General features: G+C 66.2%; 25 protein-coding genes. 16 read left to right on the forward strand and 9 right to left on the reverse strand.

What is annotated here, in order from left to right:
* From panC to RHOSA_RS0103605, 3 genes are all read right to left on the reverse strand, one after another.
* Positions 1–894, reverse strand: coding sequence for a pantoate--beta-alanine ligase (panC, locus tag RHOSA_RS0103595; RefSeq protein ID WP_051431760.1), 894 nt, complete (start codon positions 892–894; stop codon positions 1–3).
* 32 nt (positions 895–926) lie between these two features.
* The gene (panB, locus tag RHOSA_RS0103600) at positions 927–1,775 is read right to left on the reverse strand and encodes a 3-methyl-2-oxobutanoate hydroxymethyltransferase (protein WP_051431761.1); all 849 of its coding nucleotides are present in this window, start codon (positions 1,773–1,775) and stop codon (positions 927–929) included.
* 169 nt (positions 1,776–1,944) lie between these two features.
* Positions 1,945–2,703: a cyclic nucleotide-binding domain-containing protein gene (locus tag RHOSA_RS0103605; RefSeq protein ID WP_215904979.1), complete on the reverse strand. Its 759-nt coding sequence runs from the start codon at positions 2,701–2,703 to the stop codon at positions 1,945–1,947.
* A gap of 225 nt (positions 2,704–2,928) precedes the next feature.
* Here RHOSA_RS0103605 and RHOSA_RS0103610 point away from each other — a divergent pair, with 225 nt between their 5' ends.
* The 4 genes from RHOSA_RS0103610 to RHOSA_RS0103625 all read left to right on the forward strand — a co-directional run bounded on the left by RHOSA_RS0103610 (position 2,929) and on the right by RHOSA_RS0103625 (position 7,099).
* Positions 2,929–3,378, forward strand: a complete 450-nt coding sequence (locus RHOSA_RS0103610) for a hypothetical protein (RefSeq protein ID WP_027287611.1) — start codon at positions 2,929–2,931, stop codon at positions 3,376–3,378.
* Between the two features lie 83 nt (positions 3,379–3,461).
* Positions 3,462–5,189 carry a gamma-glutamyltransferase gene (gene ggt / locus RHOSA_RS0103615; protein ID WP_027287612.1) on the forward strand — a complete coding sequence of 576 codons (1,728 nt, stop codon included), beginning with the start codon at positions 3,462–3,464 and terminating at the stop codon, positions 5,187–5,189.
* A gap of 108 nt (positions 5,190–5,297) precedes the next feature.
* The gene (locus tag RHOSA_RS0103620) at positions 5,298–5,786 is read left to right on the forward strand and encodes a hypothetical protein (protein WP_156092509.1); all 489 of its coding nucleotides are present in this window, start codon (positions 5,298–5,300) and stop codon (positions 5,784–5,786) included.
* Between the two features lie 86 nt (positions 5,787–5,872).
* Positions 5,873–7,099 (forward strand): class I SAM-dependent rRNA methyltransferase, encoded by a 1,227-nt coding sequence (locus RHOSA_RS0103625; RefSeq protein WP_027287614.1) that lies wholly within the window; start codon positions 5,873–5,875, stop codon positions 7,097–7,099.
* 35 nt (positions 7,100–7,134) lie between these two features.
* On the opposite strand, the gene RHOSA_RS20215 is transcribed toward RHOSA_RS0103625, so the two are convergent.
* The 3 genes from RHOSA_RS20215 to RHOSA_RS0103640 are packed head-to-tail and all read right to left on the reverse strand — an operon-like array spanning position 7,135 to position 10,253.
* Positions 7,135–8,148 (reverse strand): alpha-L-glutamate ligase-like protein, encoded by a 1,014-nt coding sequence (locus tag RHOSA_RS20215; RefSeq protein WP_051431762.1) that lies wholly within the window; start codon positions 8,146–8,148, stop codon positions 7,135–7,137.
* A complete protein-coding gene (locus tag RHOSA_RS0103635) occupies positions 8,145–9,686 on the reverse strand; it encodes a UUP1 family membrane protein (protein ID WP_027287615.1) in 1,542 nt (513 codons plus the stop codon). Before RHOSA_RS0103635 ends, RHOSA_RS20215 begins: the two co-directional genes overlap by 4 nt.
* A 3-nt stretch (positions 9,687–9,689) precedes the next feature.
* Positions 9,690–10,253: an ATP-dependent zinc protease family protein gene (locus RHOSA_RS0103640; RefSeq protein WP_051431763.1), complete on the reverse strand. Its 564-nt coding sequence runs from the start codon at positions 10,251–10,253 to the stop codon at positions 9,690–9,692.
* A 330-nt stretch (positions 10,254–10,583) separates the two neighbouring features.
* On the opposite strand from RHOSA_RS0103640, the gene RHOSA_RS20220 reads away from it, so the two are divergent.
* Positions 10,584–11,063, forward strand: coding sequence for a glutathione peroxidase (locus tag RHOSA_RS20220; protein WP_037255657.1), 480 nt, complete (start codon positions 10,584–10,586; stop codon positions 11,061–11,063).
* A gap of 473 nt (positions 11,064–11,536) precedes the next feature.
* Positions 11,537–12,115, forward strand: a complete 579-nt coding sequence (gene speD / locus RHOSA_RS0103650) for an adenosylmethionine decarboxylase (RefSeq protein WP_081728429.1) — start codon at positions 11,537–11,539, stop codon at positions 12,113–12,115.
* Positions 12,116–12,203: 88 nt separating this feature from the next.
* On the opposite strand, the gene RHOSA_RS25580 is transcribed toward speD, so the two are convergent.
* Both RHOSA_RS25580 and RHOSA_RS0103660 read right to left on the reverse strand, forming a co-directional pair.
* Entirely contained in the window at positions 12,204–12,506 is a 303-nt protein-coding gene (locus RHOSA_RS25580) for a DUF1289 domain-containing protein (protein ID WP_215904980.1), read from the reverse strand.
* 151 nt (positions 12,507–12,657) lie between these two features.
* Entirely contained in the window at positions 12,658–13,230 is a 573-nt protein-coding gene (locus tag RHOSA_RS0103660; protein ID WP_242468666.1) for a glutathione peroxidase, read from the reverse strand.
* 202 nt (positions 13,231–13,432) lie between these two features.
* On the opposite strand from RHOSA_RS0103660, the gene RHOSA_RS20225 reads away from it, so the two are divergent.
* Positions 13,433–15,820 carry a mechanosensitive ion channel family protein gene (locus tag RHOSA_RS20225; RefSeq protein WP_051431764.1) on the forward strand — a complete coding sequence of 796 codons (2,388 nt, stop codon included), beginning with the start codon at positions 13,433–13,435 and terminating at the stop codon, positions 15,818–15,820.
* Between the two features lie 159 nt (positions 15,821–15,979).
* On the opposite strand, the gene RHOSA_RS20230 is transcribed toward RHOSA_RS20225, so the two are convergent.
* A complete protein-coding gene (locus tag RHOSA_RS20230) occupies positions 15,980–16,654 on the reverse strand; it encodes a regulatory protein RecX (protein WP_215904981.1) in 675 nt (224 codons plus the stop codon).
* 413 nt (positions 16,655–17,067) lie between these two features.
* Here RHOSA_RS20230 and RHOSA_RS0103675 point away from each other — a divergent pair, with 413 nt between their 5' ends.
* The 9 genes from RHOSA_RS0103675 (at position 17,068) to thyA (ending at position 26,472) form a co-directional block, all read left to right on the forward strand.
* Complete coding sequence (locus RHOSA_RS0103675) at positions 17,068–18,789, forward strand: methyl-accepting chemotaxis protein (protein ID WP_051431765.1); 1,722 nt, start codon at positions 17,068–17,070, stop codon at positions 18,787–18,789.
* A gap of 150 nt (positions 18,790–18,939) precedes the next feature.
* Positions 18,940–19,755 carry an ABC transporter permease gene (locus RHOSA_RS0103680; RefSeq protein WP_027287621.1) on the forward strand — a complete coding sequence of 272 codons (816 nt, stop codon included), beginning with the start codon at positions 18,940–18,942 and terminating at the stop codon, positions 19,753–19,755.
* On the forward strand, positions 19,752–20,567 hold the full coding sequence (locus tag RHOSA_RS0103685) for an ABC transporter permease (protein WP_027287622.1): 816 nt from the start codon (positions 19,752–19,754) through the stop codon (positions 20,565–20,567). The genes RHOSA_RS0103680 and RHOSA_RS0103685 overlap by 4 nt, the downstream gene beginning before the upstream one ends.
* Before the next feature lie 242 nt (positions 20,568–20,809).
* Positions 20,810–21,994 carry an aspartate aminotransferase family protein gene (locus RHOSA_RS0103690; RefSeq protein ID WP_027287623.1) on the forward strand — a complete coding sequence of 395 codons (1,185 nt, stop codon included), beginning with the start codon at positions 20,810–20,812 and terminating at the stop codon, positions 21,992–21,994.
* 32 nt (positions 21,995–22,026) lie between these two features.
* Positions 22,027–22,962: an ornithine carbamoyltransferase gene (argF, locus tag RHOSA_RS0103695; protein WP_027287624.1), complete on the forward strand. Its 936-nt coding sequence runs from the start codon at positions 22,027–22,029 to the stop codon at positions 22,960–22,962.
* On the forward strand, positions 22,959–23,966 hold the full coding sequence (gene hslO, locus RHOSA_RS20235) for an Hsp33 family molecular chaperone HslO (protein ID WP_051431766.1): 1,008 nt from the start codon (positions 22,959–22,961) through the stop codon (positions 23,964–23,966). The genes argF and hslO overlap by 4 nt, the downstream gene beginning before the upstream one ends.
* A 105-nt stretch (positions 23,967–24,071) precedes the next feature.
* Positions 24,072–24,662, forward strand: coding sequence for a hypothetical protein (locus tag RHOSA_RS0103705; RefSeq protein ID WP_027287625.1), 591 nt, complete (start codon positions 24,072–24,074; stop codon positions 24,660–24,662).
* A gap of 270 nt (positions 24,663–24,932) precedes the next feature.
* Positions 24,933–25,502 (forward strand): dCTP deaminase, encoded by a 570-nt coding sequence (dcd, locus tag RHOSA_RS0103710; RefSeq protein WP_027287626.1) that lies wholly within the window; start codon positions 24,933–24,935, stop codon positions 25,500–25,502.
* Positions 25,503–25,560: 58 nt separating this feature from the next.
* Positions 25,561–26,472 (forward strand): thymidylate synthase, encoded by a 912-nt coding sequence (thyA, locus tag RHOSA_RS20240; RefSeq protein WP_051431767.1) that lies wholly within the window; start codon positions 25,561–25,563, stop codon positions 26,470–26,472.
* Positions 26,473–26,527: the final 55 nt, after the last annotated feature.

Below are 26,527 nucleotides of genomic sequence, written 5' to 3' on the forward strand. Positions count from 1 at the left end.
TCAGCCCGCGTCTGGGACGACCGGCAGATTGTCGATCAGCCGCACGCCGTCCAGCCACGCCGCAGCCAGCAGCCGTGCCGGACGGTCAACGTGGGTCAGCGGCGCCAGATCCTCGGCCGCGCGCAAATCCAGGTAATCGATCGCCTCGAAGCCGGCATGACCCAGGCGTGCCCGCCCCTTGGCCAGGATCGTGCTGGACGCGCCTTCCCCGGTGGCGAGCGCCGCCGCGCTGTCGCGCAGCACGGCGTAGAGTTCCGCCGCGCGGACCCGGGCTTCGGCACTCAGTTGCCGGTTGCGCGAGGAGAGCGCCAGTCCATCGGCTTCGCGCACCGTGGTTACGCCGTCGATCTCCACGGGGATGTCCAGGTCCCGGACCAGGCGCTGGACGGTGATCAGCTGCTGATAATCCTTTTCGCCAAAGGCCGCGACGTCGGGCAGGGACTGCAGCAGCAGCTTGGTAACCACGGTTGCGACGCCGGCGAAGTGGCCCGGACGGTGCGCGCCCTCCAGCGGTTCGGTCACCTGTCCGACGTGCACGCTGGTGGAGAAGGTGTCCGGGTACATCTGCTCCACACCCGGCGCGAACAGCAGATCGCAGCCGTTGGCCGCTAGTTGCGCGCGGTCGCTCGCCTCGTCGCGCGGGTAGGCGGCCAGATCGTCCGGCCGGTCGAATTGCTTGGGATTGACGAACACGCTCGCGATCACGTGGGTGCAGCGCGACCGGGCGTGCCGGATCAGCGCCAGATGGCCGTCGTGCAGCGCGCCCATGGTCGGCACCAGGGCCACGCTCTCCCCGCGCCGGCGCATGCTGCGCACGTGCCCACGCAGATCGGCGACCGTGCGGACGACCGGCAGCTCGGTCTGGCTAGCGCTTTGTATCGCGGCTCGGCTCATCGGCGCGCTCGCATTTGTCGGCGGAACAACGGTCAGCCCTGACGCGGCCGGGTGACGTGTGTGGCCTCGGGGAAGGTGCGGTCGCGCACCTCCTCCGCGTATTGCCGTACCGCGGTGTCGATCGCCTGGTCCAGACGGGCGTAGTGCTTGACGAAGCGCGGCGTCTGTTCGCCGAACAGGCCCAGCATGTCCTCACTGACCAGCACCTGGCCGTCGCAATCGGCCGAGGCGCCGATGCCGATCGTGGGGATCTTGACGGCCCGGGTGATCTCGCGGGCCAGCGGCTCGACCACCCCCTCAACGACCAGGGCAAACGCGCCGGCGCGCGCGACCGCGGTGGCATCGGCGCGGATTCGTTCGGCCGCCGCGTCGTCGCGGCCTTGAATTCGGAACCCGCCCAACTGGTTCACCGCTTGCGGGGTCAGGCCGACATGGCCCATCACTGGAATGCCGCGCGCGATCAGGAAACGGATGGTCTCCGCCATATCCTGACCGCCTTCGAGTTTGACCGCCGAGGCGCCGGTTTCCGCCAGCACGCGCGCGGCCGTGCGGAACGCCTGCTCGGGGCTCTCCTGATAGCTGCCGAACGGCAGGTCGACCACCACCAACGCACGCTCGGCCGCCTTCGCGACCGCGCGACCGTGATTGATCATCATGTCCACGCTGACGTCGAGCGTGGTGTCCATGCCGTAGACCGCCATCCCCAGGCTGTCGCCGACCAGCAGCACTTCGGCGTGGGCGTCCAGTAGGTGCGCCATCGGCGCGGTATAGGCGGTCAGGCAGACGAGCGGTGTCCCGCCTTTGCGCGCTTGTATGTCGCGCACGTTGATCGGACGGGCGGGGCGGCGGTCGGACCCGGCAGTGGCGGTTGGATCGCTCACGTCAGGACGCCCTTTTGCTGTTGGGCTTGAGGGAGACCGGTGCGGGCCGCATCGGGCACGCCTCTCCGCAGAGAGGAACTTTGTACATACCTGTCTTTCACGGTGCAAACCCGCCGCCAACAAGGCTGGCGAATGTTAGGGGCGTATGCGCGAAGAGGTGGAAGCCGTTTCAATCCCCTTGGGCGACGTCGTCCAGGGCTTCGCGGTCCAGAATGTCCACCTTGCCGCCGTTGCGGAGCGCAATCGTGCCGCCGGTGCGCAGGTTGGTGAAGGTACGGCTGACGGTTTCGGTGGTCAGGCCCAGGTAGTCGCCGATGTCCGTGCGGCTCATCGGGACGGAGACCGGGTTGCCCGGCTGGCCGCGTGCTTCCGCCCGCTGGGAAAGGTTCAGCAGGAAGGAGGCGATCTTCTCCTTCGCCGTCTTGCGGCCGAGCAGCAGCATCTGCTCTTGCGCCACGGCCAGCTCGTGGCTGGCGATCGACAGCAGGCGCTTTTCCATCTTGGGATAGCGTTCGAGCAGCTTGTCCAGCTTGCTGCGCGGGAAGCGGCACAAAGTGGCGTGAGTCACGGCTTCCGCCGAATAGGCGTAGGTATCGTTGTTCGCGAGGCCCAGGAAGTCACCGGGGAACAGGAATCCCGTCACCTGCCGCCGGCCGTCGGAGAGTAGCTTGTAGACCTTCATGGTGCCGGCGGTGACGTTATAGACCTGATCGGCGCCTTCGCCCTCGTCGAACAGGGGATCGCCCGGGGACATCTCCACACTCTGGGAGATTGCGGCGACCTCTTGGACTTCCTGGTCGTCGAGGGGGGCGCAGACCGTCAAATGGCGTACCGTACACCCCTGACAGGGCGACTGCGCGCGCGTCGGCCGGCGCGTCGGCTCGCTCAGCGGCGACATCTTGTTCACGTCGAACGCGGACACGGGCATTCACCCCACCTCTTTGCGCTGGCTGGCATATAGCCGAGCGCGCTGCTCAAGTATCTTTTCCGGCGTAAGTCTGGCGCCAAACCGGATGCGGTTCAACAGCGACCGTCTAGCGCACTTGACGTATATCAAGGCAGCTATGCGCTGATCGGCTGCATGCTCTCAACACTTCATCAGCGGAGAAGACCTGGATCGCGCACCTTTTCAGGCAGCAGGAACCCGCCCGGCATGCGTAGTTTGACCATCGAACCCCTGACATCCGAGCGGATCGATCAAGCTTATCCCTTGATCCAGATGGTCCGGCCGCGACTGAGTGTCACAGGCTGGCAGGCCTATGCGCGTGCGCAGATCACCCAGCCCAACGGCGGCGTCACCCTGCTGGTCGACGATGGCGGTCTGATCCTGGGTCTGTTCTCCTGGTCGGTCGAATCGCATCCTGACCATGGTGCCACTTTGGCCGCCGAGGATTTCGTGGCGCTCGACATTGTCGGCTCCAGCCGAATCGCCGACGCCCTGGCCGATGCGTTGGAAGACACCGCGTATCGTCGCAACTGCCAAGCGGTCCATACCAACGTGACCTGTACTGGCGGGGGCGCCAAGGGCCTGGTCGACCGGCTGGCCGGGCTCGGCCACCGGATGGAGAGCTTCCGGCTGTGCAAGCAGCTGACGCAGGCCTGAACGCCTCAGCCGGCTTTCGTTCCCGCAGCCGCGCAGGCTAGGGTACTTTCGTTTCCTGACCCTGGGACGAAAGCAGGCGGATCATGCGGATTTTCCTGACAGCGCTCGCGCTGACCCTGACGCTTGCAGCCTGCGCGCAGCCCGGCTCGCGGGCGCAGCCGGAGGCGGCGAGCGGGCGCAGCGATGCGCGTCCGCCGGCGGTCGCCGAACGGCAGATGGTCGTCGCCGCGCATCCGCTGGCCGCGCAGGCCGGGCGCGAAATTCTGCGCGCCGGTGGCAGTGCGATCGACGCGGCGATCGCCACGCAATTGGTTCTGGGCCTGGTGGAGCCGCAGTCGAGCGGGATCGGTGGCGGCGCGTTTCTGTTGCGCTACGACGGCGCAAGCGAGTCGGTGACAGCCTTCGACGGACGCGAAACGGCGCCTATGGCCGCGGGCGAGACGCTGTTCCTGAATGCCGATGGAACGCCGATGGGCTTCTGGGAGGCGGTGGTCGGCGGCCGGTCGGTCGGTGTGCCAGGTACGCTCGCGATGCTGGAAAAGGCGCATGAGCGTCACGGCAAGCTGCCCTGGGCGCGGCTGTTCCAGCCGGCGATCGAGCTTGCGCGCAACGGCTTCGACGTAACGCCGCGGCTGCACGCGCTGATCGCGCGCGATCGCTTCCTGAAGACCTACGGCCCCGCGCGCGACTACTTCTACACCGACGCCGGCGAGCCGCTGCCCGTGGGCCATCTGCTCAAGAACCCGGACTACGCCCGCACGCTGGAGACAATCGCGCGCGAAGGCGCCCAGGCGTTCTATCGCGGCGCAATCGCGCGCGATATCGTCGCGACCGTACGCGAGGCCAAAGGCAATCCAGGCCTGCTCAGCCTGCGCGATTTCGCCCGCTACGAGGCCAAAGTTCGCCCGGCGCTGTGCCGTCCGTACCGGGACACTACCGTCTGCGGCCACCCGCCGCCCACCAGCGGCGGGGCGACCAGCCTGCAGATTCTGGGCATTCTGGAGAATTTCGATCTGCCCTCGACGCAGCCGATGGGTGTTGAGCCGGTGCACCTGCTGGCGGAGGCGAGCCGGCTGGCGTTCGCCGACCGCAATCGTTTCCTGGCCGACAGCGACTTCGTCGACGTCCCGCTCGAGCGGTTGCTGTCGGACGCCTACCTGCAGCGTCGCGCCGGGCTGATCGAACGCGATTCGAGCTTGGGCACGGCCGAGCCCGGTTTCCAGCGCGATCTGGCCTCGATGCCGGATCAGCCGGGAGGGCGGTCGACCAGCCACTATGCGATCGTCGACGCCGATGGCAATGCCGTCTCCGCGACCGCGTCGGTGGAGCAGGCTTTCGGCTCCCGGTTGATGGTGCGCGGCTTCGTGCTGAACAACCAGCTGACCGACTTCTCCTTCGTGCCCGAACGCGATGGTCGACCGGTCGCCAACCGGGTGCAGCCAGGCAAGCGCCCACGCAGTTCGATGGCGCCCACGATCGTCAAGGACGCCGCAGGCGATTTCCGGCTTGCCGTTGGATCGCCGGGCGGTAGCCGGATCATTGGCTACACGACCCTGCGTGTGCTGGCCGTGCTGGATTGGGGGTTGGACGCGCAGGCGGCGGTGGAATTGCCCAATGTGGTCAACCGTAACGGCCCGACGACGCTGGAAGCGGGCACGTCCGCCGAAGCGCTCGCCGGTCCGCTGCGTGCCCGCGGGCACACGGTCGAGATCGAGGCGATGACGAGCGGCCTGCATGCGATCGAACGGCGTGACGGCCGGCTTTACGGCGGTGCCGATCCGCGACGGGAAGGCATCGCGTTGGGCGATTGAATTGTTGGTGGGCATGTTGGCTGCGCGGCCTTGGACATGGCCGGGGTGGATCGGCGATAAGGGAGCCGATTCGATCTGTCGCGCATGCATGAAAAGGATCGCTTTTCGGTGACGACTCTCCCATTCGCCAGGCGGGCCGGCGTGGTCCTGCTCGCCGTCGCCGCGCTCGCGGGCTGCAGCAGTGACGATGGTCCCAGCATTCAGGAGAAGCTCGCGGCGAACGCCCGTGCCTCGGAAACGGGCGACCGCAGTTACGCGTTGCCGCCGCTGTCGCGCCCGCCGGAGTTTGGCGCACGCCCGGAACTCGACACGGACGGCACGCTCGCCGATGACGGGCCGACCGTGTTTCGCGAGCCGAGCGGCCAGGAGCAGGATATTCCGGCCCGGATCGCCGAGATCCCCGGTCTTTCGGATGGCAGCCGAGCCTTTCTGGCCAAGGCTGTTCCCGCGGAAGAGGGGACGTCTGGTGACGAGCGCGCCGCGTCGCCGGAGCTGATCGAGCGGCTGGCGACCGGCGACAATGTCGCCGATGCCGGGTCCGAGGCGACTGCTGGGCGGAAAGTGCGTATCGAGCGCCAGTCTGGCTGGTTCGACTGAGTCGCGACAGCCCGGCGCCGGGCTTGTCGTCACGGACCGCCTTGCCCGTTGCGCCCAGGCGCGATCCCTGCCATGAGACGCGGGCCATGACCCAGTCGTCTGTTCCTTCCGCCGCCGTCGATCCGGCGGCCCGTCCGACCGTTCGCCTGAGACCCGCGGGCAAGAAGAAGCGCCCGCACTTCGGCAGCCCCTGGATCTACGCCAACGAGGTCCAGATGACGCCGGAGGCCAAGGCGCTCGATCCTGGCACGCCGGTACGCTTGGAAACGGCGGAGGGGGCACCGCTTGGATGCTTTCTGTTCAACCGCCATCCACTGATCTGTGCCCGGTTGATTTCGCGCGATCCCGACGCGGTCCTGGATCGCGATTTCTTCGAGGCGCGTATCCGCGCGGCGGTCGAACTGCGCGACAAGCTGGTCGGCGTGCCCTACTACCGCCTGGCGCATGCCGAAGGAGACGGTCTGCCCGGCACGGTGATCGACCGCTACGGCGACACGCTGGTGCTGCAGGTCAACACCGCCGGTCTGGATCGCCTGCGCCCATCGTTGCTTGAAGCGCTCGATCGGGTCGTCGCCCCCCAGACGGTGGTGTTGCGTAACGATAACCCAGCGCGCGAGCTGGAAGGCCTGTCCACCCAGGTCGAGGTGGTGAAGGGCACGGTCGACGGGCCGGTCGAACTGGTCGAGAACGGCGCCCGCTTCCAGGCCGATCCTGGTGAAGGGCAGAAGACCGGCTGGTTCTACGACCAGCGTGCCAATCGCGCCTTTGTCGCCGGCCTTTCCAAGGGGGCGCGGGTGCTCGACTGCTACGCCTTCGCCGGCGGTTTTACGGTGCAGGCGGCGCTTGCTGGTGCGAAGCAGGTGACGGCGGTCGACCGCTCCAAGGACGCGCTTGAGCTTGCACGGAAATCGGCGGCCTTGAACGGGGTGGCCGACGTCTGCCGGTTCGAAAAGCGGGAGGTGTTCCAGGACCTGGCCGCCCGCGCGCAGGCGGGGGAGCGGTACGATGTCGTCGTGGTCGACCCGCCGGCGTTCGTCAAAAGCAAGAAGGACTACTGGCAGGGCATCAAGGGCTACCGCAAGATGACCCGCCTGGCCGCCCCGCTGGTCGCGCCGGGCGGCATCCTGGCGGTCTGTTCCTGCTCGCACCATGTCGAGCCGGACACCTTCGCCGACCAGATTCGCCGCGGCCTGGGACAGGCCGGGCGGGATGGCCGTATCCTGCGTTTCGCCGGGGCGGACGTGGATCATCCGGTCCACCCCTGGCTGCCGGAGACCAGCTACCTGAAATGCCAGGTCCTGGCGCTGGACTGACCGGCGGCGCAGGGGGACGGAGGATGGGGCGGCGGCTACTTCGCCGCCATCAGGCCCAGGCGGCCGACCGGAGCCGTCCACTCTCCCGGTTCCGGCGGGCGCTTGCCGGAGCCGAGCCTCTCCTGGGCGAACGCCACCCGGCTTTCGACATCGGGCAGATCGTCGATCGCCTGATCGATGGCATCCAGTCGATGGCGTTGGCCGGTATTGTTGGCGATCTGGATCGCAAGGCCCGGGCGGGCGTTCAGTTCGAGCAACAACGGACCCTGTAGCCGGTCGAGCACGATGTCGACGCCCAGGTAGTCTAGCTGGGTGATCTCCTGTGCGCGCGCGGACATGTGCATCATCTCCTCCCAGTGTGGGACGGCCACGCCAGCAATGTCCTTTCCGGTGTCGGGATGGCACTGCACGGCATGGTCGTTGCACACGGCCGTCGTGGTGACGCCCGAGGAGATGTCGACGCCGGCGCCGAGCCCGCCCTTGTGCAGGTTGGCCTTGCCGCCCGAGGCTGCGGTGGGCAGGCGTGCCATCGCCATCGCCGGCACGCCGCGGTAGACCAGGACACGTATGTCCGGCACCCCGCCCCAGGCGATCTCGGCGAACACGGGATCGACGTCCACGAAGTCCTCGATGAAAGCCGTATCCGGCTGTCCGCCCAGCGAGTACATGCCGGAGAGGACGTTGGACAGGTGGAACTGCAGGTCCGCGGTCTCCAGCATGCGCCCGCCGGCCATTCGCCAGTAGCCGTTCACTTGGCCGGTGACCACCAGGATACCGTCGCCGCCGGCCCCATGGGCGGGCTTGATGGCGAAGGAATCGCGCCCTTCCAAGATATTCCGGAGCTTGCTGACCTCGCCATTGACCGAGATCGCCCCGAACAGTTCCGGCACCTTGATACCGACTTCCTGGGCAAGGCGCTTGGTCTGCAGCTTGCAGTTCACCGCGGCCTGAAGATGGCGGGCATTATGGGGGAGCACATAGGTCGCGTTGCGGGCGTTGACGCCGACGACGCCGGCGTTCTTCAGGTCGCGAACGCGTTTCCAGATCATGCGGTGCGCTCCTTTGCAATGTCGCGGAACCGCCACAACTCGACCAGCCGGTAGCCGGTATAGCGGCCCAGCAGGAGTGTCAGCGCAAGCAGGATGAGCAGCAGTTCCGGGAACGTGAAGGTCAGGTATTCGACCAGATCGTTAAACATCACGAGATAGACAAGTGTTGCCACGCCCAGACTGCCCAATCCTTGCTGGATGGCATCCTTGGGGCCGTCCTCTTCCCAGACGATCGACATACGCTCGATCGTCATGGTCAGGATCACCATCGGGAACAGGGCGATGGATAGACCAGCGCTTGTTCCGATCTGTTCCGTCAGCACGCTGAACGCCGCCATCATCAGTACGACCACGATCAGCATCGAGGCCAGCCGTGGAACCAACAGCAGCTTCAGCCGTTCGAAGTAGAAGCGCACCAATAGCCCCAGGCTGACGATCACGGTGAACAGCAGCACGCCGTTGAGCAACTGGGTTTCCCGGAACGCCAACGCGATCAACACGGGCATGAAGGTGCCGAACGTGGCGATGCCGACCACCTGACGCATGAGGGTCAGCACGAGCGCGCCCACGGGGATCAACAGCAGCACCTGGTAGAGCAGCTGCGTCTCAAGCGAGGTGTTGAACAAGGAGAAGCGCAGCAGCGGGGCATCCATCGCCAGCCCGCGCTGGACCGCGGCTTCCAGCGCGTTTTCACGCGTGTGCGCGAACGACATGTTGAGCTCGATCTCTTCGGCGCCTTCCCACTGCACCAGCGGCCGGTCACCACGCCACCATGGCAGGTGCCCCTCCGGCAGGGCGCGGGTTTCGCTTTCCAAGCCGATCGGGCGCCAGAAACCGTTGTCGTAGACCTCGATCCAGTGCGCGAGCGCTACATTGCTCGCGGCCCCCTTGCTCAGGTCCAGTCCATGGACGCTGCGCGCGGGGATGTCGTCGGTGCGCAGCACCTTGGCCGCCGTCTGCGCAAGCTGGTCCTGGCTGGCGTCGGGCGGCAGCAGCGCGGTGACGTTCTCGCCGGGCGAGCTTGCGGTGAGCTCGTCGATCAGGTTGAGCGCCAGCGTCTCCCGGTCGGCGCTGTTGGCCCGGATGTTATCGAGCAGACTGTTGGCGGCGGCCCGTTCACTGCCGGTCCAGGCGGGCGGGCTTACGCGCGGTTCAGGCGCCTGCACCTTGTCGTCGATCTGCGGATAGCTCGCGACGTGGGCGCGGTAATAAAGGGTTTCGTCCCCTTCGCCGTCCCGTTTGGAGAAGATCACCAGTTGGTTGCCTGCGGCGTCGCCGTCATGGGTGACGCCGTAGTCGCCGGAGACGTAGGCTTGCCGGCTGATAACGTAGTGCCCGGTCTTGCTGGGCAGCGCGAGCGTTGCCTTGAACGGGCCGGGTGTATCCTGGAACGACATTTTTAACTCGACGTTCCAAGAGTTCGCCTGCTGCCCGGCGCTTAGCGGGAAGCCCAGGCTGGTCACCTTGTACAGAAAGATCGCGGTACCGACCGCGGCCAGTATCGCCGCGAGGACGACGACGTGCAGGTTGCGGCGCATGGTTTAGTCGTCCACCGCATCGACCGCTGGCCCGATGCATTTCGGGTCGGTGGTGAACTCCGCGCTGGAGTCCACGAGCGCGGCGCCACTCAGGAACTCGCGGCCGAGCAGCATCCGGGTGGAGAAGCCGCTGCGGTCGGCCAGGTTCACCTCGACCGTGCGGTGCAGGTGCGCCATGCACAGATCAAGCTTGATCATGTAGCGCTCGTTCGACTCTTCGCCCTTCTGCTTGATCAGGACCGTGTCCTGGATCGGGGCTTCGTACCGGATGGTTTCTTGCTCGAACTCGGCTTTTTCTTCCTCGTCCTCGGAAATAACCACGTCGAAGCGGACCCAATCCTCGCCGTCCTTCTCGAATTTCTCGATGTTTTCGGCGTGCAGGGAGGCGCTTTCCGCCCCGGTGTCGTTCTTTGATGCCAGGGTCAGGTCCAGGGCTGGAATGCGGACTTTTTCCTTCCAGCCCACGATTGCGCGCGGTTCATCGGCAGCTGCGTTGTGTCCGGCAAGAACGCCGGCCATCAGCGCCAGGACCGTCAGCGGTCGTAGGGGAGTCCGCAAGAGCTTCATCTTTAGCGTCCTTCGTCAGTGTGCGCGCGAGGGGTGCGCTGCGTCTCTATGTTTGTTTCGGGGTCCCCCTTGGGGACGGCGATCGGGCTCAACCCGCCTCGCATCCACGGCCATGGCCGGCGCGGCGGCGCGACAATAGGGAGGCAACGGTGGTCAAGTTCAAGCAGTTCATGAAAATCTCACACGGCCCAAGGCGCAGCAGCCGGGGCTCCCGCGTTGTGTCGGGCGCGTGACGGTCGCGTAGAGGGCGTTTGCGTGACGGCTGTAAACGGGGCACGGTAGCCTGTGCAAGACCTTGGGTCCATGGAACGCAGGCACGAAAGACCGGACATGTCCGCGCACGACTTCACCTTTCCCGCGCTGGAAGGCGGTGACATCAACTTGGCGATCTTCGCCAATCGGGCGCTGCTGCTGGTCAACACTGCAAGTGCCTGTGGCTATGCCGGTCAGTTCACCGAGCTGCAGCAGCTCTACGACGACCTGGGGGAACGCGGGCTGATGGTGATTGCGGTGCCGTCGAATGATTTCGGCGAGCAGGAGCCGCTCTCGGAAGGCGAGATCGCTCAGCATTATCGGAACGAGTTGGGTCTGACGTTCCCCATCACCGGCAAGCAGCAGGTGGTGGGAGCCGGCGCGCACCGCTTCTACCACTGGGTGCACGAAGAAGCGGGCGAAGCGGCCGCACCGCGCTGGAATTTCCATAAGGTGCTGTTGGACCCGCAGGGTGAGCTTGCGGGCGTATGGCCCAGTTCGGTCAGCCCGCAGGATGCCGAGGTGCGTGCGGCGATCGAGGCGGTATTGCCAGGATGACCATCGCTTCGCGTGTGAGGCGCGAAGGCGATTTGGCAATTCCCTGTCGTTTTTGTGCCGTGCCGCGCCATCTTCTAAAAGAACCTGCGATCTTAATGGTTTATCGTAGGTCCGCTAAAGTATGATTACTTGAGCGGCCTTGACTTTGTATCGCCGTTCTTGCATATCTGTGGGACGGCGTAGGGCCGCGAGGTCCATCGACGCGACACGCATTCCAACCTGTCTCCCGCGATGATGCGGAGCTGGGCTGGAGGGCGGACCCGGGCAAAGCACGGTCGTTGTCGATCCAAGCGTCGTACACCCGAACGGACGGACGGTGCCGGGGCTGCATGCAGCCACCCACCCCGTCCGTTGTTCTTTTTCCGGGCCTGGCGCCGCGTGCCACGCGGGGTCCGAGCGCGGACGGAATGGAGTGCCGGGCGCCCGGACGGCCCGGCCTTCTGGTTCATCTGCTGGTTTAGGGGGTCCTAAGAATGCCGGCCACCACCACCCTCAAATTGGGGATGAACTCGGAAGAGGTTCCGAGCGACGCCCAGGCTGAGATTTACCGCTTCCCGCACGAGGGCGAGGCTGCCGTGGAGCAGACCGCCCAGCGACAGGCCGCGGCCCATCCGGCATCCGTCCAGGATGCAGATACGCAATCGGACGAGAATGCCGACCATTTCATCACGCGCGACGGCAAGACCTATGCCGGCACGCACCTGATCATTGACGTCTATGGCGGCAGCCGTTTGGACGACATCGAGCACATCCGCCAGATGATGCACGATGCCGTGACGGCAGCCGGCGCGACGCTGCTGCACACCCATCTGCATCACTTTACGCCCAATGGCGGGGTGTCCGGGGTGGCGGTGCTCGCGGAATCGCACATCTCGATCCACACCTGGCCGGAGCGCGACTACGGCGCGCTCGACGTGTTCATGTGCGGCGATAGTGCGCCCGAAAAGGCGGTCGAGGTGATCCGCGAGGCGTTCCAGCCAAGCCGTCTGGCCGTCGACACGTACTTGCGCGGCGAGGACGTCGAGACGGGCGAGGTGCGCGAGACGGCGTAGACGTGCGCGCGTTCCAGCGCTGAAGACTGAAAAAGCCGCCGGGGCGGGCGCCTCGGCGGCTTTTTCGTATGGGGTATGAGGGTGGACGTCAGTCCGTCTTGCGCGCGTCGATCCGGTCGAGGACGGTGCGCTTTTCATCGGCCGTCATGATTGGCCAATCGCGTATTTCGTCGATCGAGCGTAGGCAGCCGACGCACAGATCGTCGGGGCCGAGCTGGCAGACCGCGATGCAGGGCGAGGCGACGGTGGTGTCGAAAGTACGCTCGCGCACCCGGCGGCGGCGCTCCGCCCGGCGTTGCGCGCGCGCATCCTCGACCGACGAGGCGTTCGCGTCGGCGCTCGGCTCAATTGTCTCGCGGCGGTCGCTGTCGTCGCGGAATTCGTCGGTCACGTTCAACTGCCCGTCTTTGATCGAAGGTGTCGCATGCCAAGGACGCCGTGCAGTGGGCGCGGCATCGGCGATAAATTACCCTACACACCACTCAGGAATGGTCAAACGGCCGCGTGCGACGTCGTCTGCCGCGGATGCGACGTCCGCGCTATCAGCCGCTCGGCAACAGGCGCTCGATCCGGCTGACGATCGCTGTGTCGGTCGGGCGCACGCCGGAGGGCCAGCCAGCGACCGGCTGGCCCTGCCCGTTGACCAGCACCTTATGGAAGTTCCAGCGCGGGCGCCCGTCACGGCCCAGCTTCCGCCCCAGCCACTGGTAGAGCGGGTGGGCGTCCTGCCCGGTGACGTGGCTGATCTCCGTCATCGGGAAGGAAACGTCGAAGGTGGCCTCGCAGAACTGCTTGACCGCTGCTTCGCTTGCCAGTTCCTGCCGAAAGTCGTTCGACGGCACGGCGAGCACGACCAGCCCTTTATTCTTGTAGCGGTCCCACAGCGTCTCGAGGTCGGCATATTGGTCGGTGTAGCCGCAGCGCGAGGCCGTGTTGACCAGCAGGATCGGTTGCCCGTCGAAGCGCGCCAGATCCATCGGCGCGCCGGTGATCGAGGTGAAGGAGAAGGCGTGCGCGCTTCGCTCCGAAGCTTCGGCCCCGGTTCCCAGGCGTGGCGGCAGTACGGCCAGCATCAGAGCCGCACACAAGACGGTGGTCAGGCGCATCTCAGGCATTCTTGCAGCCTCCTTCGACCTGTCGGCTCGGGCTTGGATCCCGGCGATCTCGGAGCGATGAACTGGGCGCGCGGACGGGGAAGTCAATTGTCTCTTGCCTTCTGCGTACGGCCACGATGGCCTTTTGATTACTTGCAAGCCGCTGATCCCGTCGCTATCCCGGCGCGGACTTATGATTCACAAATTCCGGAGACTTCGTCCGATGGTGTCGCGCGCCGCCGGTCACGCCCGTTTGTCGATCGCCGTTCTGGTCGGTCTGCTGATGCTGCTTATGGCGGCGCTACCGGCGGCTGCGCAGTCCGGTGGCGGATCCGGTGCATCGGATACGGGGGGCAGCAGCGGTGGCAGTGGCGCGGCTGCCGAAAGCCTGCCGCCGGGCGCCGTCTCGGCAAGCGCGGAGAAACTGCAGGACCTGGTCGACACGCTGCAGGACGACCAGCAGCGTCAGGACTTTGTCGGCAAGCTGAACGCCTTGATCGAGGCCAAGCAGGCCGACAGCGGGCAAGGCGGTGCGGACGCGGGCAACGGTGCATCCAAGGCGGGTCCCGATGGCCTGGGCGCGCAGTTGCTGCGGGCGATCACCGAGCGGCTGGATCAGGCGGGCAGTGCCCTGGCCGGGATGGTCGACACGGTCAAGCAGGTGCCGGCGATCGCGCTTGAACTGTGGAGCGAGGTGCAGAACGACCAGCAGCGACAGCTGTGGACGGCGACGGCGATCAACCTGCTGCTGATCCTCGGCGCTGCGATCGTCGTCGAGCGTCTTGCCCACTGGTCGCTGCGGATCCCGCGCCGGCGAATTGAAGCGCGGGCGAACGACAATGTGCTTGTCCAGGTGCTGTTCCTGATCGCCCGGACGCTCTTGGACGCCGTTCCGATCGCCCTGTTCGCGGCTGCCGCTTTCGGCACCATGACGGTCGTGCAGCCTCGCGAGGTGGCACAGGTGATCGTGGTCGCGCTGATCAACGCCAGCGTGCTCTCGCGTGTCGTCGCGTTGCTCGGCCGGGCGATCCTGGCGCCGGATGCGGGGGGGCTGCGTCTGCCCAAGCTGACCGACGAGACGGCGCACTATTTGTTCATCTGGCTGCGCCGGGTCGCGCGCACGGCCATCTACGGCTACGTCGCCAGCGAGGCGCTGGGCCTGCTGGGACTCAGCACGGCCGCGGTGGTGACGGTGCAGAAGCTGATCGGCTTCGCCATCGCGCTGATGGTGATCGTGTTCGTTCTGCAAAACCGTCAGCCGGTCGCCCGCTGGCTACGGGGGCCGGCTGATGAGTACGCCAGCATCCGCGGTCTGCGTACCCGCTTGGCGGAACTTTGGCACGTACTGGGCGTGGTTTACGTGCTCGTGGTCTACGGCGTCTGGGCGCTGGAGGTGCCGGGTGGCTTCGTCTTCCTGGCCCGGGCGACCCTGGTCACGATCGCGGTGCTGATTGCCGCCCGGCTGATTAATCTGGGGCTGGATAAGCTGATCAATCGCGGTTTCCAGCTGAGCGACGATATACGCCGGCGCTATCCGGGCTTGGAGGCGCGCGCCAATCGTTACCTGCCGACGGTCAAGCGGATCCTGCGCGCGCTGGTCACGTTGGTTGCCGCCTTGATGATCCTGCAGGTCTGGGGCGCGGGGGCGCTCGACTGGCTGACCTCATCGGTCGGCCGCGATCTGCTGGGGACCGTTATCACGGTCGCCATGATCCTGGGCCTGACCTTCGCGTTCTGGGAGATCGTCAGCGCCACGATCGAACGCGTGCTGACCCGTTCCAGCCAGCGCGACACGGCCAAGCGTAGCCAGCGGCTGGCGACCCTGCTGCCGTTACTGCGCAACGCGCTCAGAATCCTTCTGATTGTGGTGGTCTCGCTGATCGTGCTGTCGGAGATCGGCGTGGACATCGGCCCGCTACTCGCCGGTGCCGGCGTGATCGGCCTGGCGATCGGCTTTGGCGCGCAGACCCTGGTGAAGGACGTGATCACCGGCGTGTTCATCCTGCTGGAAGACAGCCTGGCGATCGGCGACTGGGTCGACCTCGGCGGGCACGGCGGTGAGGTCGAGAGCATGACCATCCGCACGATCACGCTGCGCGACCTGCACGGGCATATCCACGTCGTGCCCTTCTCCGACGTCACCTCGATCCTGAACATGGCGCGTGACTACGGCTATGCGGTGATCGACATCGGTGTCGCCTATCGCGAGGACACGGATGCGGTGATCCAGTTGCTGCAGGAAGTCGCCGAAGATCTGAAGAACGATTCCGACTGGGGGCCGAAGATCATCGGCGAGCTGGAGGTGTTCGGCGTCAACAATCTGGGCGATTCCAGCGTGGAAATCCGTGTGCGCCTGAAGACTAAGACGCTGGCGCACTGGGGTATGCGCCGGGAGTTCCTGCGCCGGGCCAAGCAGAAGTTCGACGAGCGTGGGGTGGAGATCCCCTATCCTCACCGTACGCTCTACTTCGGCCAGGACCGCCAGGGCGAGGCGCCGCCCGCCCGCGTCGCCTTGCAGCGCCCGCCGCGTGGGGGCGAGGGCGAGCTGGAGACCAGCGCGCCGAGCCAGACCAGTTCGACCACCCCGACCGACGACCCGGACGCGGAGTAGGGCGTCGGTTAAGGGCCCGTCAGGGACGCTGCACCACCGCGCTTCCTGCGCGTTCGGCATGACGTCGTTGGTGTGGTGGCAGAACACCGCGGGGCGTCCGGGAGGGCCTGGCGCGGCCAAGCCTGTCGAACAGTCGTTACGCCTGTCGCGGTGTTGGGTTTATCCCAGCGGGCCCGGCTGCGCGCCGGCTTCCTGTTCCAGCGTCTCCAGGTCATCGCATTGGACAACCTGTCGGGCGAGGTCGAGGGAGAAGCCTTTGCGGGCGAGCGCGGCCATGTCGCGGTCTATGTTTGCTGCCTGCTGTTCGGGAGCGCGGTAGGGACCGATCCGGCGTTTGCGAGCGTAGCGGAGGGCGGCGGCCAGTTCGGGCGTGTCGGCCTCCTCCTGAAGGGTCTCCAGCGCGGCCCGGGCCGTATCTTCGTCGATCCCCTTCTGGCGCAGCTTCATCCAGATCGCCTGCGCGCCGTGACCGGCCCGGTGCAGACTGATCGCCCGGCCGCGGGCATAGGCGGTGTCGTCGAGGTAGCCAGCGCGGCCCAGGCGGTCCAGCAGCTGCTCGACCGCCTGGGCGCCGTCGTCCCGGTCGGTGCCGTGGGCGCGGGCAGACCGCTCGACCTTGCCCAACAGCACGCGCCGCAGGTTGGCGCGCGAAGAGGCATAGCGCTCCAGATAGTGCAGCGCCGCCTTTTCCAGATAGTCGGGGGTTGCCTTTTTCGGCCCCTTGGGTTTGCGGCGCTTGTCGCCGCGGCTCGGTCTGCCCGCGGGAGCTGCGCCTGAAGGGTCGTGAGAGTCGCTCATGGCGTAGAGATAGCGCGCGTGCTGCGCCTGCGCCAAGGCTGGCTGGCCACTTCCGTGACACGCTTGGCGCGTGTTGCCCGGAACAAAGCGCGTGAGCTTCAAGACAAAAGTTTCGGGTGTGTAGTCGCCACCGTTTGCCGCGTGTCTGACGCTTGCCTTACACGTATCGGGTGATGCGTGGGTTGGGTTATTCGACGCCGAAGATCGAATTTTTACACCTCAAAATTGCTCCGATGCTCATTCGTTCGCCTCTGACATTTCTCGGGTCTAGGTAGTACAATACGAATATTTTTATTTATTTCGGATTTATAGCCGGTATTCAGGAATCTGGTTTATTTCAGAGTTGGAGTTGATTAACGCTTCAGAAAGTATCGGGTGGGTATCTACGCAAAGAATATCGGTTTCGATTAAGCAGTGACGGCCCGAGGGCCTATCTGAAGGGTGAGCAGATGACCAGCTATGCATTGCGGCAAAGCCGTATCACCGATCTAACGATCTCAAAGAAAATCTTGTTGCTTGTGGTCGTATTGCTGACCGGCACGTTGCTGGCGGGCGGGGCCGGGATCTGGGCGGAGAGCCGTCTATCGACCGCGACACGGCAACTCGACTTGGCCGCGCAGGAGGTCAAGCACGGTGCACGCAGCAACGAGGCGGTGCTGAACTTGCGCCGGATCGAGTACCGCGTTGCCGCGGATCCGGCCTTCGCCGATGAGGCGCGCGAGCGCATGGCTGCCATCGAGGCTGAGCTTGACCGGCGCATGGGCTTGCTTCGGGAGAGCGCGGATGGCCAGCGGGGGCGCACGCTCGACGAACTGCGGGATCGGATCGATAGCTACATTCAAGCGGTCGGGCAAACGATCGCGGTCGCTGAACGCGCGGTAGGCGTAAACAATTCGCCCGAACGCGAGGCAATCGTCACGGCGATTCGCGACAATAAGGAGTTGTCCGGCACGCTTGAAACCAAGTTCGATGCCTATGTGAACCAGGCCGAGGACCTTGGGGATCAGGCGGCAGCGAATGCGGTGCAGACGGGAGCGTTGGCGGAACGGGTGATCCTGCTCGTCGGCGCGGTTGCGGTATTGGGCGGCTTCGCGCTTGGTTGGGCGATCGCGCGGTTTGGTGTGGTCAAGCCGTTGAACGGGGCGCTGCGGTCGCTGAACAGCCTGGCGCAGGGCAAGCTCGATACCGAGGTGTTCGGTGTCGGCCGGCGAGACGAGATCGGCGATATCGCCGGGGCGATGCAGGTGTTCAAGGAGAACATGCACGAGACCGAGCGCCTGCGCGCCAAGCAGGTCGAGGATGAGAAGCGGGCGGCCGAGGCGCGCCGGCGCGAGCTGGAGACGTTGGCGACCAAGTTCGAGGATCGGGTCGGGCAGATCGTCAAGTCGCTTTCGTCCACCATTACGGAGTTGGACTCGACCGCGCAGTCGATGAGTTCGATCGCCGAGGAGACCAGCGCCCAGGCAGGCGTCGTGGCCGCCGCTGCGGAGGAGTCGTCGAGTAACGTCGAAACAGTGGCGTCGGCGACCGAGGAGCTGACCGCGTCGATCGACGAGATCAACACGCAGGTTACGCAATCGACCAAGATGGCGGCCACGGCGGTGGAGAACGCGGACGGCGCGGCGCAAAAGGTAAAATCGCTGGCCGAGGCGGCGGACAACATCGGCAATGTCGTCGAATTGATCCAGGACGTCGCCGAGCAGACCAACCTTCTGGCGCTCAACGCCACCATCGAGGCCGCCCGCGCGGGCGATGCGGGCAAGGGCTTCGCCGTGGTCGCCCAGGAGGTCAAGCAGCTGGCAACCCAGACGGCCAAGGCGACCGAGGAAATCTCCAGCCGGATCGCCACCGTGCAGAAGGAGACCGGCGTTGCGGTCTCCGCGATCGAGGAGATCGCCGCTCAGATCCGCACGATGAACGAGACCGGTGCCGCCATTGCCTCCGCCGTTGAGGAACAGGGGGCGGCGACCCGTGAGATCGCCCGCAACATCCAGGAAGCCAGTCACGGCACTACCGAGATGACGAGCAACATCTCCGGCGTTACGCAGGCGTCCCAGGCGACCGGGGCGGCGGCGACGCAGATGACCCAGGCGGTGGGCGAGCTGAACCAGCAGGCCCAGCGGCTCGACACCTCCGCCACCGAATTCGTGCAGGAGGTCCGCGCGGCCTGATCTGTACCGCTGGACTGCCTTGACGGCAGCTTCCAAGGCCCGCCGCGTAGCCGCGGCGGGCCTTTTTGTTTGGGGGCGTCCCTACCGCCGCATAGCCCCGATGCAGAGGCGGTGCTTGCACATCAGGCTGCTTGGCTCTATCTGGCCGCCATGGCCTTCGAGAAATTTTCTTCCCATCCGCCGCGCCCACGTCCGATGGGCCGGGTCAACTGGCTCGGTTTGTGGACGCTGTACCGCAAGGAAGTGATGCGGTTCATCAACGTCTTCACCCAGACGTTGGCGGCCCCGGTCGTGACCGCGCTATTGTTCTTCGCCATCTTCAACCTGGCGCTCGGCCGTGCGGCGCCGGCATGGGAGGGCGTCACCTACGAGGAGTTCCTGGCCCCGGGTCTGATCATGATGACCCTGGTGCAGAACGCCTTCGCCAACACCTCCTCGTCGATCCTGATCTCGAAGGTGCAGGGCAACATCGTCGACGTTCTGATGCCGCCCCTGGCGCCGTGGGAATTGACCATCGGCTTCGCGATGGGCGGCGTCAGCCGGGGTATGCTGGTCGCCTTCGCCGTGTTCCTGGGCCTGCTGCCGTTCGCGCCGATCAGCGTCCACAGCCCGTTGGTCGCCATCTATTTCGCCTTCATGGCGTCGCTGATGCTGTCGCTGCTCGGCATGATCGGCGGCATCTGGGCGGAGAAGTTCGACCACATCGCGGCGGTGACGAACTTCGTGATCACCCCGCTGTCGTTCCTCTCCGGAACTTTCTATTCGCTCGACCGCCTGCCGGAGAACTGGCACATCGCCGCGCACGTGAACCCGTTCTTCTATATGATCGACGGGCTGCGCTATGGCTTTACCGGCTATGCCGACGGCAACGTGATGGTCGGCGCGCTGCTGGTGCTGCTGGTGAACGTCGCGCTGTTCACCTGGGCGCACCGGATGATGGCCACCGGCTACAAGCTGAAGGCGTGAGCGGTCAGGTGCCCGGCGGCACCGCCCCGCGTGTGCGCCCGATCTCCCGGCCGCACTGGCGCGGCCTGTGGACGGTCTATCGGCTGGGCGTGATGCGGCTGAGCCGGATCGTGCTGGAAACGATCGTCGGGCCGATCCTCTCCTCGCTGCTGTTCCTGGCAGTGTTCGCGATCGCGCTCTCCGACACTCAGGACTTCGGGGGTGAGGTCGGTTTCCTGCAGTTCCTGGTCCCCGGGATCGCCGCTTTCGCGATGATTCAGGGGGCCTACCAGATGGCTGCCTTCCCGGTGGTCTACGACAAGCTGGAAGGCACGCTCGCCGACCAGATCATGAGCCCGCTGATGGAGTGGGAGATCGCGGTCGGCTACGCGCTGGTCGGGGCGACGGCAGGCTTGTTCGTGGGCGCGGGCGTGCTCGGGATCGCCTCGGCGTTCGTGGCGTTGCCCTTTGCCAACCCGCTGTTGACGGTCGTGGTTGCGGTTCTGGCCGCGTTCGCTTTCGCGTTTCTCGGCACGGTCACGGGGCTGTGGGCGCAGAAGTGGGACCAGCTCTCGGTCGTCGCCACCTTCCTGATGTTGCCGCTGGCGTTCCTGTCGGGCGCCTTCTTCGCGCTCGACCGCGTGTCCGGCGTGGCGGGGGTGCTGATCCGCTTGAACCCGGTCGCCTATGCGATCGACGTGCTGCGCTTCGGCGTTTCCGGTTGGCACGCGACCAACCCGGTGATCGCGGTCGCGGTCGTGGCATGCCTGACGGTTGCGGCCGCCGCCCTGTCCCTGCGGCTGTTCTCCATCGGGTGGAAGATCAAGGCCTGAGGCGCTCGCCCGTGCCCGCGATGCTGAGGGTCAGCGAGGATGCGGAAAGTTTGCACCCCTGGTATCCGCCGTCAGTACCCTTGGCGGTCAGGCGCACCTTGACGCCAGCCGGCGTTCCCGCTTAGGTCGCGGTTCCGTTTCCGCGCCCGGACGCCTGCACACGGGGTAGGCGTGCGGGCGGCGGACGGTTTTCCAAGCGCTTGCAACGACGCGGTCCTGTCCGCACGAGAGGAGGCTCCCTCGTGATTGATGCCCTGATGCCCATCTACAACCGGGTCGACCTCAGCTTCGAGGCCGGCGAGGGTCCGTATCTGGTCACGGATCAGGGGCAGCGATATCTGGATTTCGCCAGCGGCATCGCCACCACCAACCTCGGCCACGCGCATCCGCATCTGGTGAAGACGTTGCAGGAGCAGGCGGCCAAGGTCTGGCACGTCTCCAACCTGTGGCGGATCAAAGACGGCGAGCGCCTGGCTCAGCGGCTGGTCGAGACGACCTTCGCGGACACGGTGTTCTTCTGCAATTCCGGGGTCGAGGCGTTCGAGGCCGCGATCAAGCTGGTGCGCAAGTATCACGACGACAACGGCCAGCCGCAGCGTCACCGCGTGATCACCGTCGAGGGCGCCTTCCACGGCCGGTCGTTGAACGCGATCTCCGCGGCGGGCGGCGAGAAGTTGGTGAAGGGGTTCGCGCCCCTGGTCGACAGCTTCGACCATGTCGGCTTCAACAACACCAACGAGCTGGTCAACGCGATCACCGACGAAACCGCGGCGATCCTGGTGGAACCGGTGCAGGGCGACGGCGGCATCCGCCCGGCGGACCTGGAGTACCTGAAGGCGTTGCGCCGGATCTGCGACGAGCACGGCCTGCTGTTGGTGTTCGACGAGATCCAGTGCGGCATGGGCCGGACCGGCAAGCTGTTCGCTCATGAGTGGGCCGGCATCACTCCGGACGTGATGATGTCCGCCAAGGGGCTGGGCGGCGGCATGCCGATCGGCGCCTGCCTGGCCACCGAACAGGCCGCCAAGGGCATGACCGCCGGCACCCACGGCAGCACCTTCGGCGGCAACCCGCTGGCGACCGCCGTCGGAAACGCCGTGCTGGATGTCGTGCTGGAGCCTGGTTTCCTGGACGGGGTCGACCGCGTGGCGCGCGCGCTGTGGCACCGCCTGCAGGAGCTGGCGCCCGCGCATCCGTCGGTGATCCAGGAGGTCCGCGGCGCCGGGCTGATGCTGGGCATCCGCTGCCACGACCAGGTGGCCAACACCGATCTGGGGGCGGCGCTGCGCCAGCAGGGCCTGCTCACCGTGCCGGCGGGGGACAACATCGTTCGTTTGTTGCCGCCGCTGGTGATCGACGAGACCCACGTGCGCCAGGCCGTCGAGATGATCGACGCCGGCTGCCGCCAGGTTGCGCCCGCGGCCTGACGTCGTTCCTTGCCAAGAAAGCGATCCTTGCGATGACCGCTCTGACACCTGCCGGAACCCCGAAGCATTTCCTGGACCTCGACCGGTTTGACCGGGAGACGCTGCGCGGCATGATCGAATCCGCCAAGGCGATGAAGCGCGGCGACAGCCCCGGCGGCGATCCCCGCCCGCTTGGCAACAAGACGCTGGCGCTGATCTTCGAGAAGCCATCGACCCGCACCCGCGTCTCCTTCGAGGTCGGCATGCGTCAACTCGGCGGCGAGCCGATCGTGCTCGAGCCCTCGGGCATGCAGCTCGGCCGCGGCGAGACGGTGGCGGACACCGCGCGCGTGCTCTCGCAGTACGTCGACGCGATCATGTTGCGGACGACCGCCGAGGAGAAGCTGCTGGAACTCGCCGAGCACGCCCGCGTGCCGGTAATCAACGGCCTGACCGACCGTACGCACCCCTGCCAGTTGATGGCCGACGTCCTGACCTTCGAGGAGCATGTCGGCGCGATCGCCGGTCGGACGGTGGTCTGGGTCGGCGACGGCAACAACATGGCGACCTCCTGGCTGCACGCCGCCGCGCGGTTCGACTTCGAGCTGAAGCTGGCGACGCCGGACAGCCTGCAGCCGCCGCAGGACGTGGTCGACTGGGCGCGCGCCGAGGGGGCGGCGATCACCGTCACCGACGACGTCGAGGCGGCCGTCACCGGCGCGGACGCGGTGGTCACCGACACCTGGGTGTCGATGGGTGACAGCGACGAGACGATCGACCAGCGGCGCAAGGACCTGCGGCCCTACCAGGTTGACGAGCGGGTGATGAGCCTGGCGGCCGACCACGCGATCTTTATGCACTGCCTGCCCGCCCACCGTGGCGAGGAGGTCACCGACGCGGTGATCGAGGGGCCGCGCTCGGTCGTCTTCGAGGAGGCGGGCAACCGCCTGCACGCGCAGAAGGGAATCCTGCTCTGGTGCCTGACATGAGCGACGGCAACGGCAAACATGGCGGTTATCCGGACCTGGCAGCGGTACGCGGCGACGACGATGTGATCCAGCCGTTCATGCTGGAGCGCACCGGCGTGCGCGGCCGGCTGGTGCGCGCCGGGCCGATGGTCGACGCGATCCTGACCCGGCACGCCTATCCCGCCCCGGTCGCGCAGCTTCTGGGCGAGGCGCTGGCGCTCGCCGGGCTGATGTCCGGGATGATGAAGTACGACGGCCTGTTCACCTTGCAGATGGTGGGCGACGGGCCGGTCAAGATGCTGGTTGCGGACTTCAGCAGCGATGGCGCGGTGCGCGGCTACGCCGACTTCGACGCCGAGCGGGTGGCGGCCCTGAATCTCGATGACAGCGCCCCGAACGCGGAGGTGATCAAGCTGCTGGGCCAGGGCCGGCTCGCCTACACGGTCGATCACCAGGGCGCGAAGGACCGTTATCAGGGGATCGTCGAGCTGAACGGCGCCACGCTGGCGGAGTGCATGCACCACTACTTCCAGCAGTCGGAGCAGGTGGTCTCCTCGATCCAGCTCACCTGTGGGCGCCTGACCGAGGGCGACGGCACGCAGCGCTGGCGCGCCGGCGGGCTGATGCTGCAGCGCCTGCCGGGGGAGGCGGGCGAGCGCACGGTCGAGGACCCGGACGAGGACTGGCGCCGCTCGGTGATCCTGATGTCCAGTGTCACCCAGACCGAGATGGTCCGCCCCGATCTGACCGCGCACGAGCTGCTGTTCCGGCTGTTCCACGAGGAAGGCGTGCGGGTCTACGACACCTGGCCGCTCAAGGACCAGTGCCGCTGTTCGCGCGAGCGGGTCGAGACGGTGCTGATGCAGATGGACCGCGACGAGCTCGGCGAGATGAAGACCGAAGACGGCGTGGTCGAGGTGACCTGCCAATATTGCTCGACCGTCTACCGCTTCGACGACGCCCAGCTGAATGCGCTGCACGACACCGACGGCGACAGCGATCATGGACAAAGCGGTACGGCCTGACGCGCTGCCGCTTCATCCAGCGGTCACGCGCGCGCTCTTGATCGCCGCGCCGCCGGCTGCGCATGATCCCTGCTAGGGTTAATGAACCGCTGCCGGGAGGGTTTCATGTCCGCGCTGACCCGCGTCGCCGCGACCATCACGCTTGCGCTGCCGTTACTGGCGGCCTGCACCACGCCGCCAGAGGCGCCGCAATTCGCCGACATCACCTTCGAGCATCGTCCCGACATCGAGATGGACGTCGGCGATATCGTGGTGCAGCAGGAATATCAGGCGCCGATGGAATCGCCGAACGTCGATCATCTCTTCCCGGTTCAGCCGGCGAAGGCGCTGATGTCCTGGGGGCAGGACCGGCTGGTTGCGATGGGCGACGACGGGGTCGCGACCTACACCGTGACTGACGCGTCGGCGGTGGTGGAGGACCTCGGCACCGACCAGAGCCTGTCCGACTACTTCACCACCGAGCAGGCCGAACGCTACACCCTGAAGATGGCCGTTCGTCTCTCCGTCGATCATCCGGACGGGACCGGCTCGATCCGCGTCACCGGCCAGCGCGCCACCACGGTGCCCGAGGGTGCCTCGGTGTTCGAGCGCGAGCGCACCTGGTACGAACTGACCGAGAAGCTGATGGCCGATATGGACGAGGAACTCGAGGTCACGCTGCGCGAGGAACTCGGCAGGTACGTGCTGTCGAAATAAGTTTCGCGTCAGTGCCGTTGGTGGGGGACGCGGCTGGTAGGTTGCCGCTGTTTTGACGACGCCACCCTCGCGGCCCTTAACCGGGTTGCGTCGGTAGCCCTCTCCTTTGAAGGGAGAGGGCTACCGAAAAGCGTCCTCATGCGCCCCGACTTATCCCCGTTTTCCACAGCCCCAGGTGCTGACCGCCGGCGTCTGTGCCGGGGTCTGCGCTTCACGCTGTCGGGCGGGGCTGATAGGATGGCGTGAGCTACATTTAGTGGGCGCAGCGCCATGAAGCTCTCAGATATAGATATCCGGCGGTACCTGGAGGCAGGCTGGCTCGCCATCGACCCGCTGGTGGAGCGCCACATCGGGCCGATGTCGGTCGATCTGTCGCTGGCCACCCGCTTCCTGTTCTTCAAGCACTCCCAGCTGGAGCTGATCAACGTGCGCGAAAGCACGCTGAAGGATGAGCTGAAGCAGGCCGACCTGATGGACGAGATCGACGTCGGGCACGAGGGTAAGTTCATCCTGCAGCCCGGCCAGTTCGCGCTCGGCTCGACGGTCGAGCGGGTGTCGCTGCCAAACGACCTCGCCGGCTGGCTGGACGGGCGCAGCAGCCTGGCGCGTGTCGGCTTGATGGTGCACGCCACGGCCCACACGCTGGAGCCCGGCTGGGACGGCGCGATCACCCTGGAGTTCTTTAACGCCGGTAACGTCGCGCTGGCGCTGCACCCGGGCGTGCGCATCTGCGCGGTCAGCTTCGAGAAGCTGTCGACCCCGGTCGAGCGCGACTACGGCGAAAAGGGCGGCCGCTACCAGGGCCAACAGGGCCCGCAGGCGAGCCGCCTGAACGGCTAGTGAAGAATCTCGGCGCGCGGGGAACGAACGCGCGCCTCAGCGGAGGAGACGAACGACGATGGATGCAAGCAGCGCGCAGCGCCTTTGGGGCGAGCACGCCTATCTCGACATGTGCCGGCGGATCCTGGACCAGGGCGCCTACCGCAAGCCGGACGACGAAGAGGGCCGCTACGAGGCGTTCGCCCAGCCGCTGAAGTTCGACCTGCGGGACAACAAGCTGCCGCTGCTCACCACCAAGCGGATGCAGTGGAAGTCGCTGGCGGTGGAGATGCTGTGGTTCATCTCCGGCTCCTCCAAGATCGACCTGCTGCACGAGAACAACGTCAAGATCTGGGATATCTGGGCCAACGAGGAAAACGACGTCGGCCCGCTCTACGGCTACATGTGGCGCAATTGGTGGGTCGATCCGAACCTGGTCGACGTCAATGGCGGGCGCACCGAGATCGACCAGCTCGCTCAGGTGATGACCACGCTGAAGGAGCGGCCCGAGGCGCGCAGCCACGTCATCACCGCCTGGCGGCCGGACTGGCTGAAGGCGATGTCGATCAAGCCCTGCCACGTCTACCTGCAGTTCTACCGGGTGGGTGATGAGGTCTCGCTGCTGCTGACCCAGCGCTCCTGCGACACCTTCCTGGGCGTGCCGTTCAACATCGCGCAGTATTCCCTGCTGTGCCATCTGGTGGCGCATCAGCTCGGCTGCACGGCGGGCGAGTTCACCTGGATGGGCGGCGACGTGCACATCTACGAGAACCACGTCGATCAGGTCCGCGAGCAGCTCACCCGCGAGGTCAAGCAGCCGCCGAAGCTGAAGATCCACCGCACGCCGGAGGGGATCGACGGCTACCGCTTCGACGACTTCGAGATCGAGGGCTACGAGTACGCGCAAGGGCTCAAGGGCGCGATCAGCGCCCAGGGCACGCCCAAGGCCGGCACCGATATCGACAAGCTGCGTACCGTGAAGAAGGCGTGAGCGGCGCTTAGGCGACCCGTTTCGTAGGGGCGAGACGCGGCTTTCGTTCAATGAG

This window comes from Rhodovibrio salinarum DSM 9154, from assembly GCF_000515255.1.
GTDB lineage: Bacteria > Pseudomonadota > Alphaproteobacteria > Kiloniellales > Rhodovibrionaceae > Rhodovibrio > Rhodovibrio salinarum.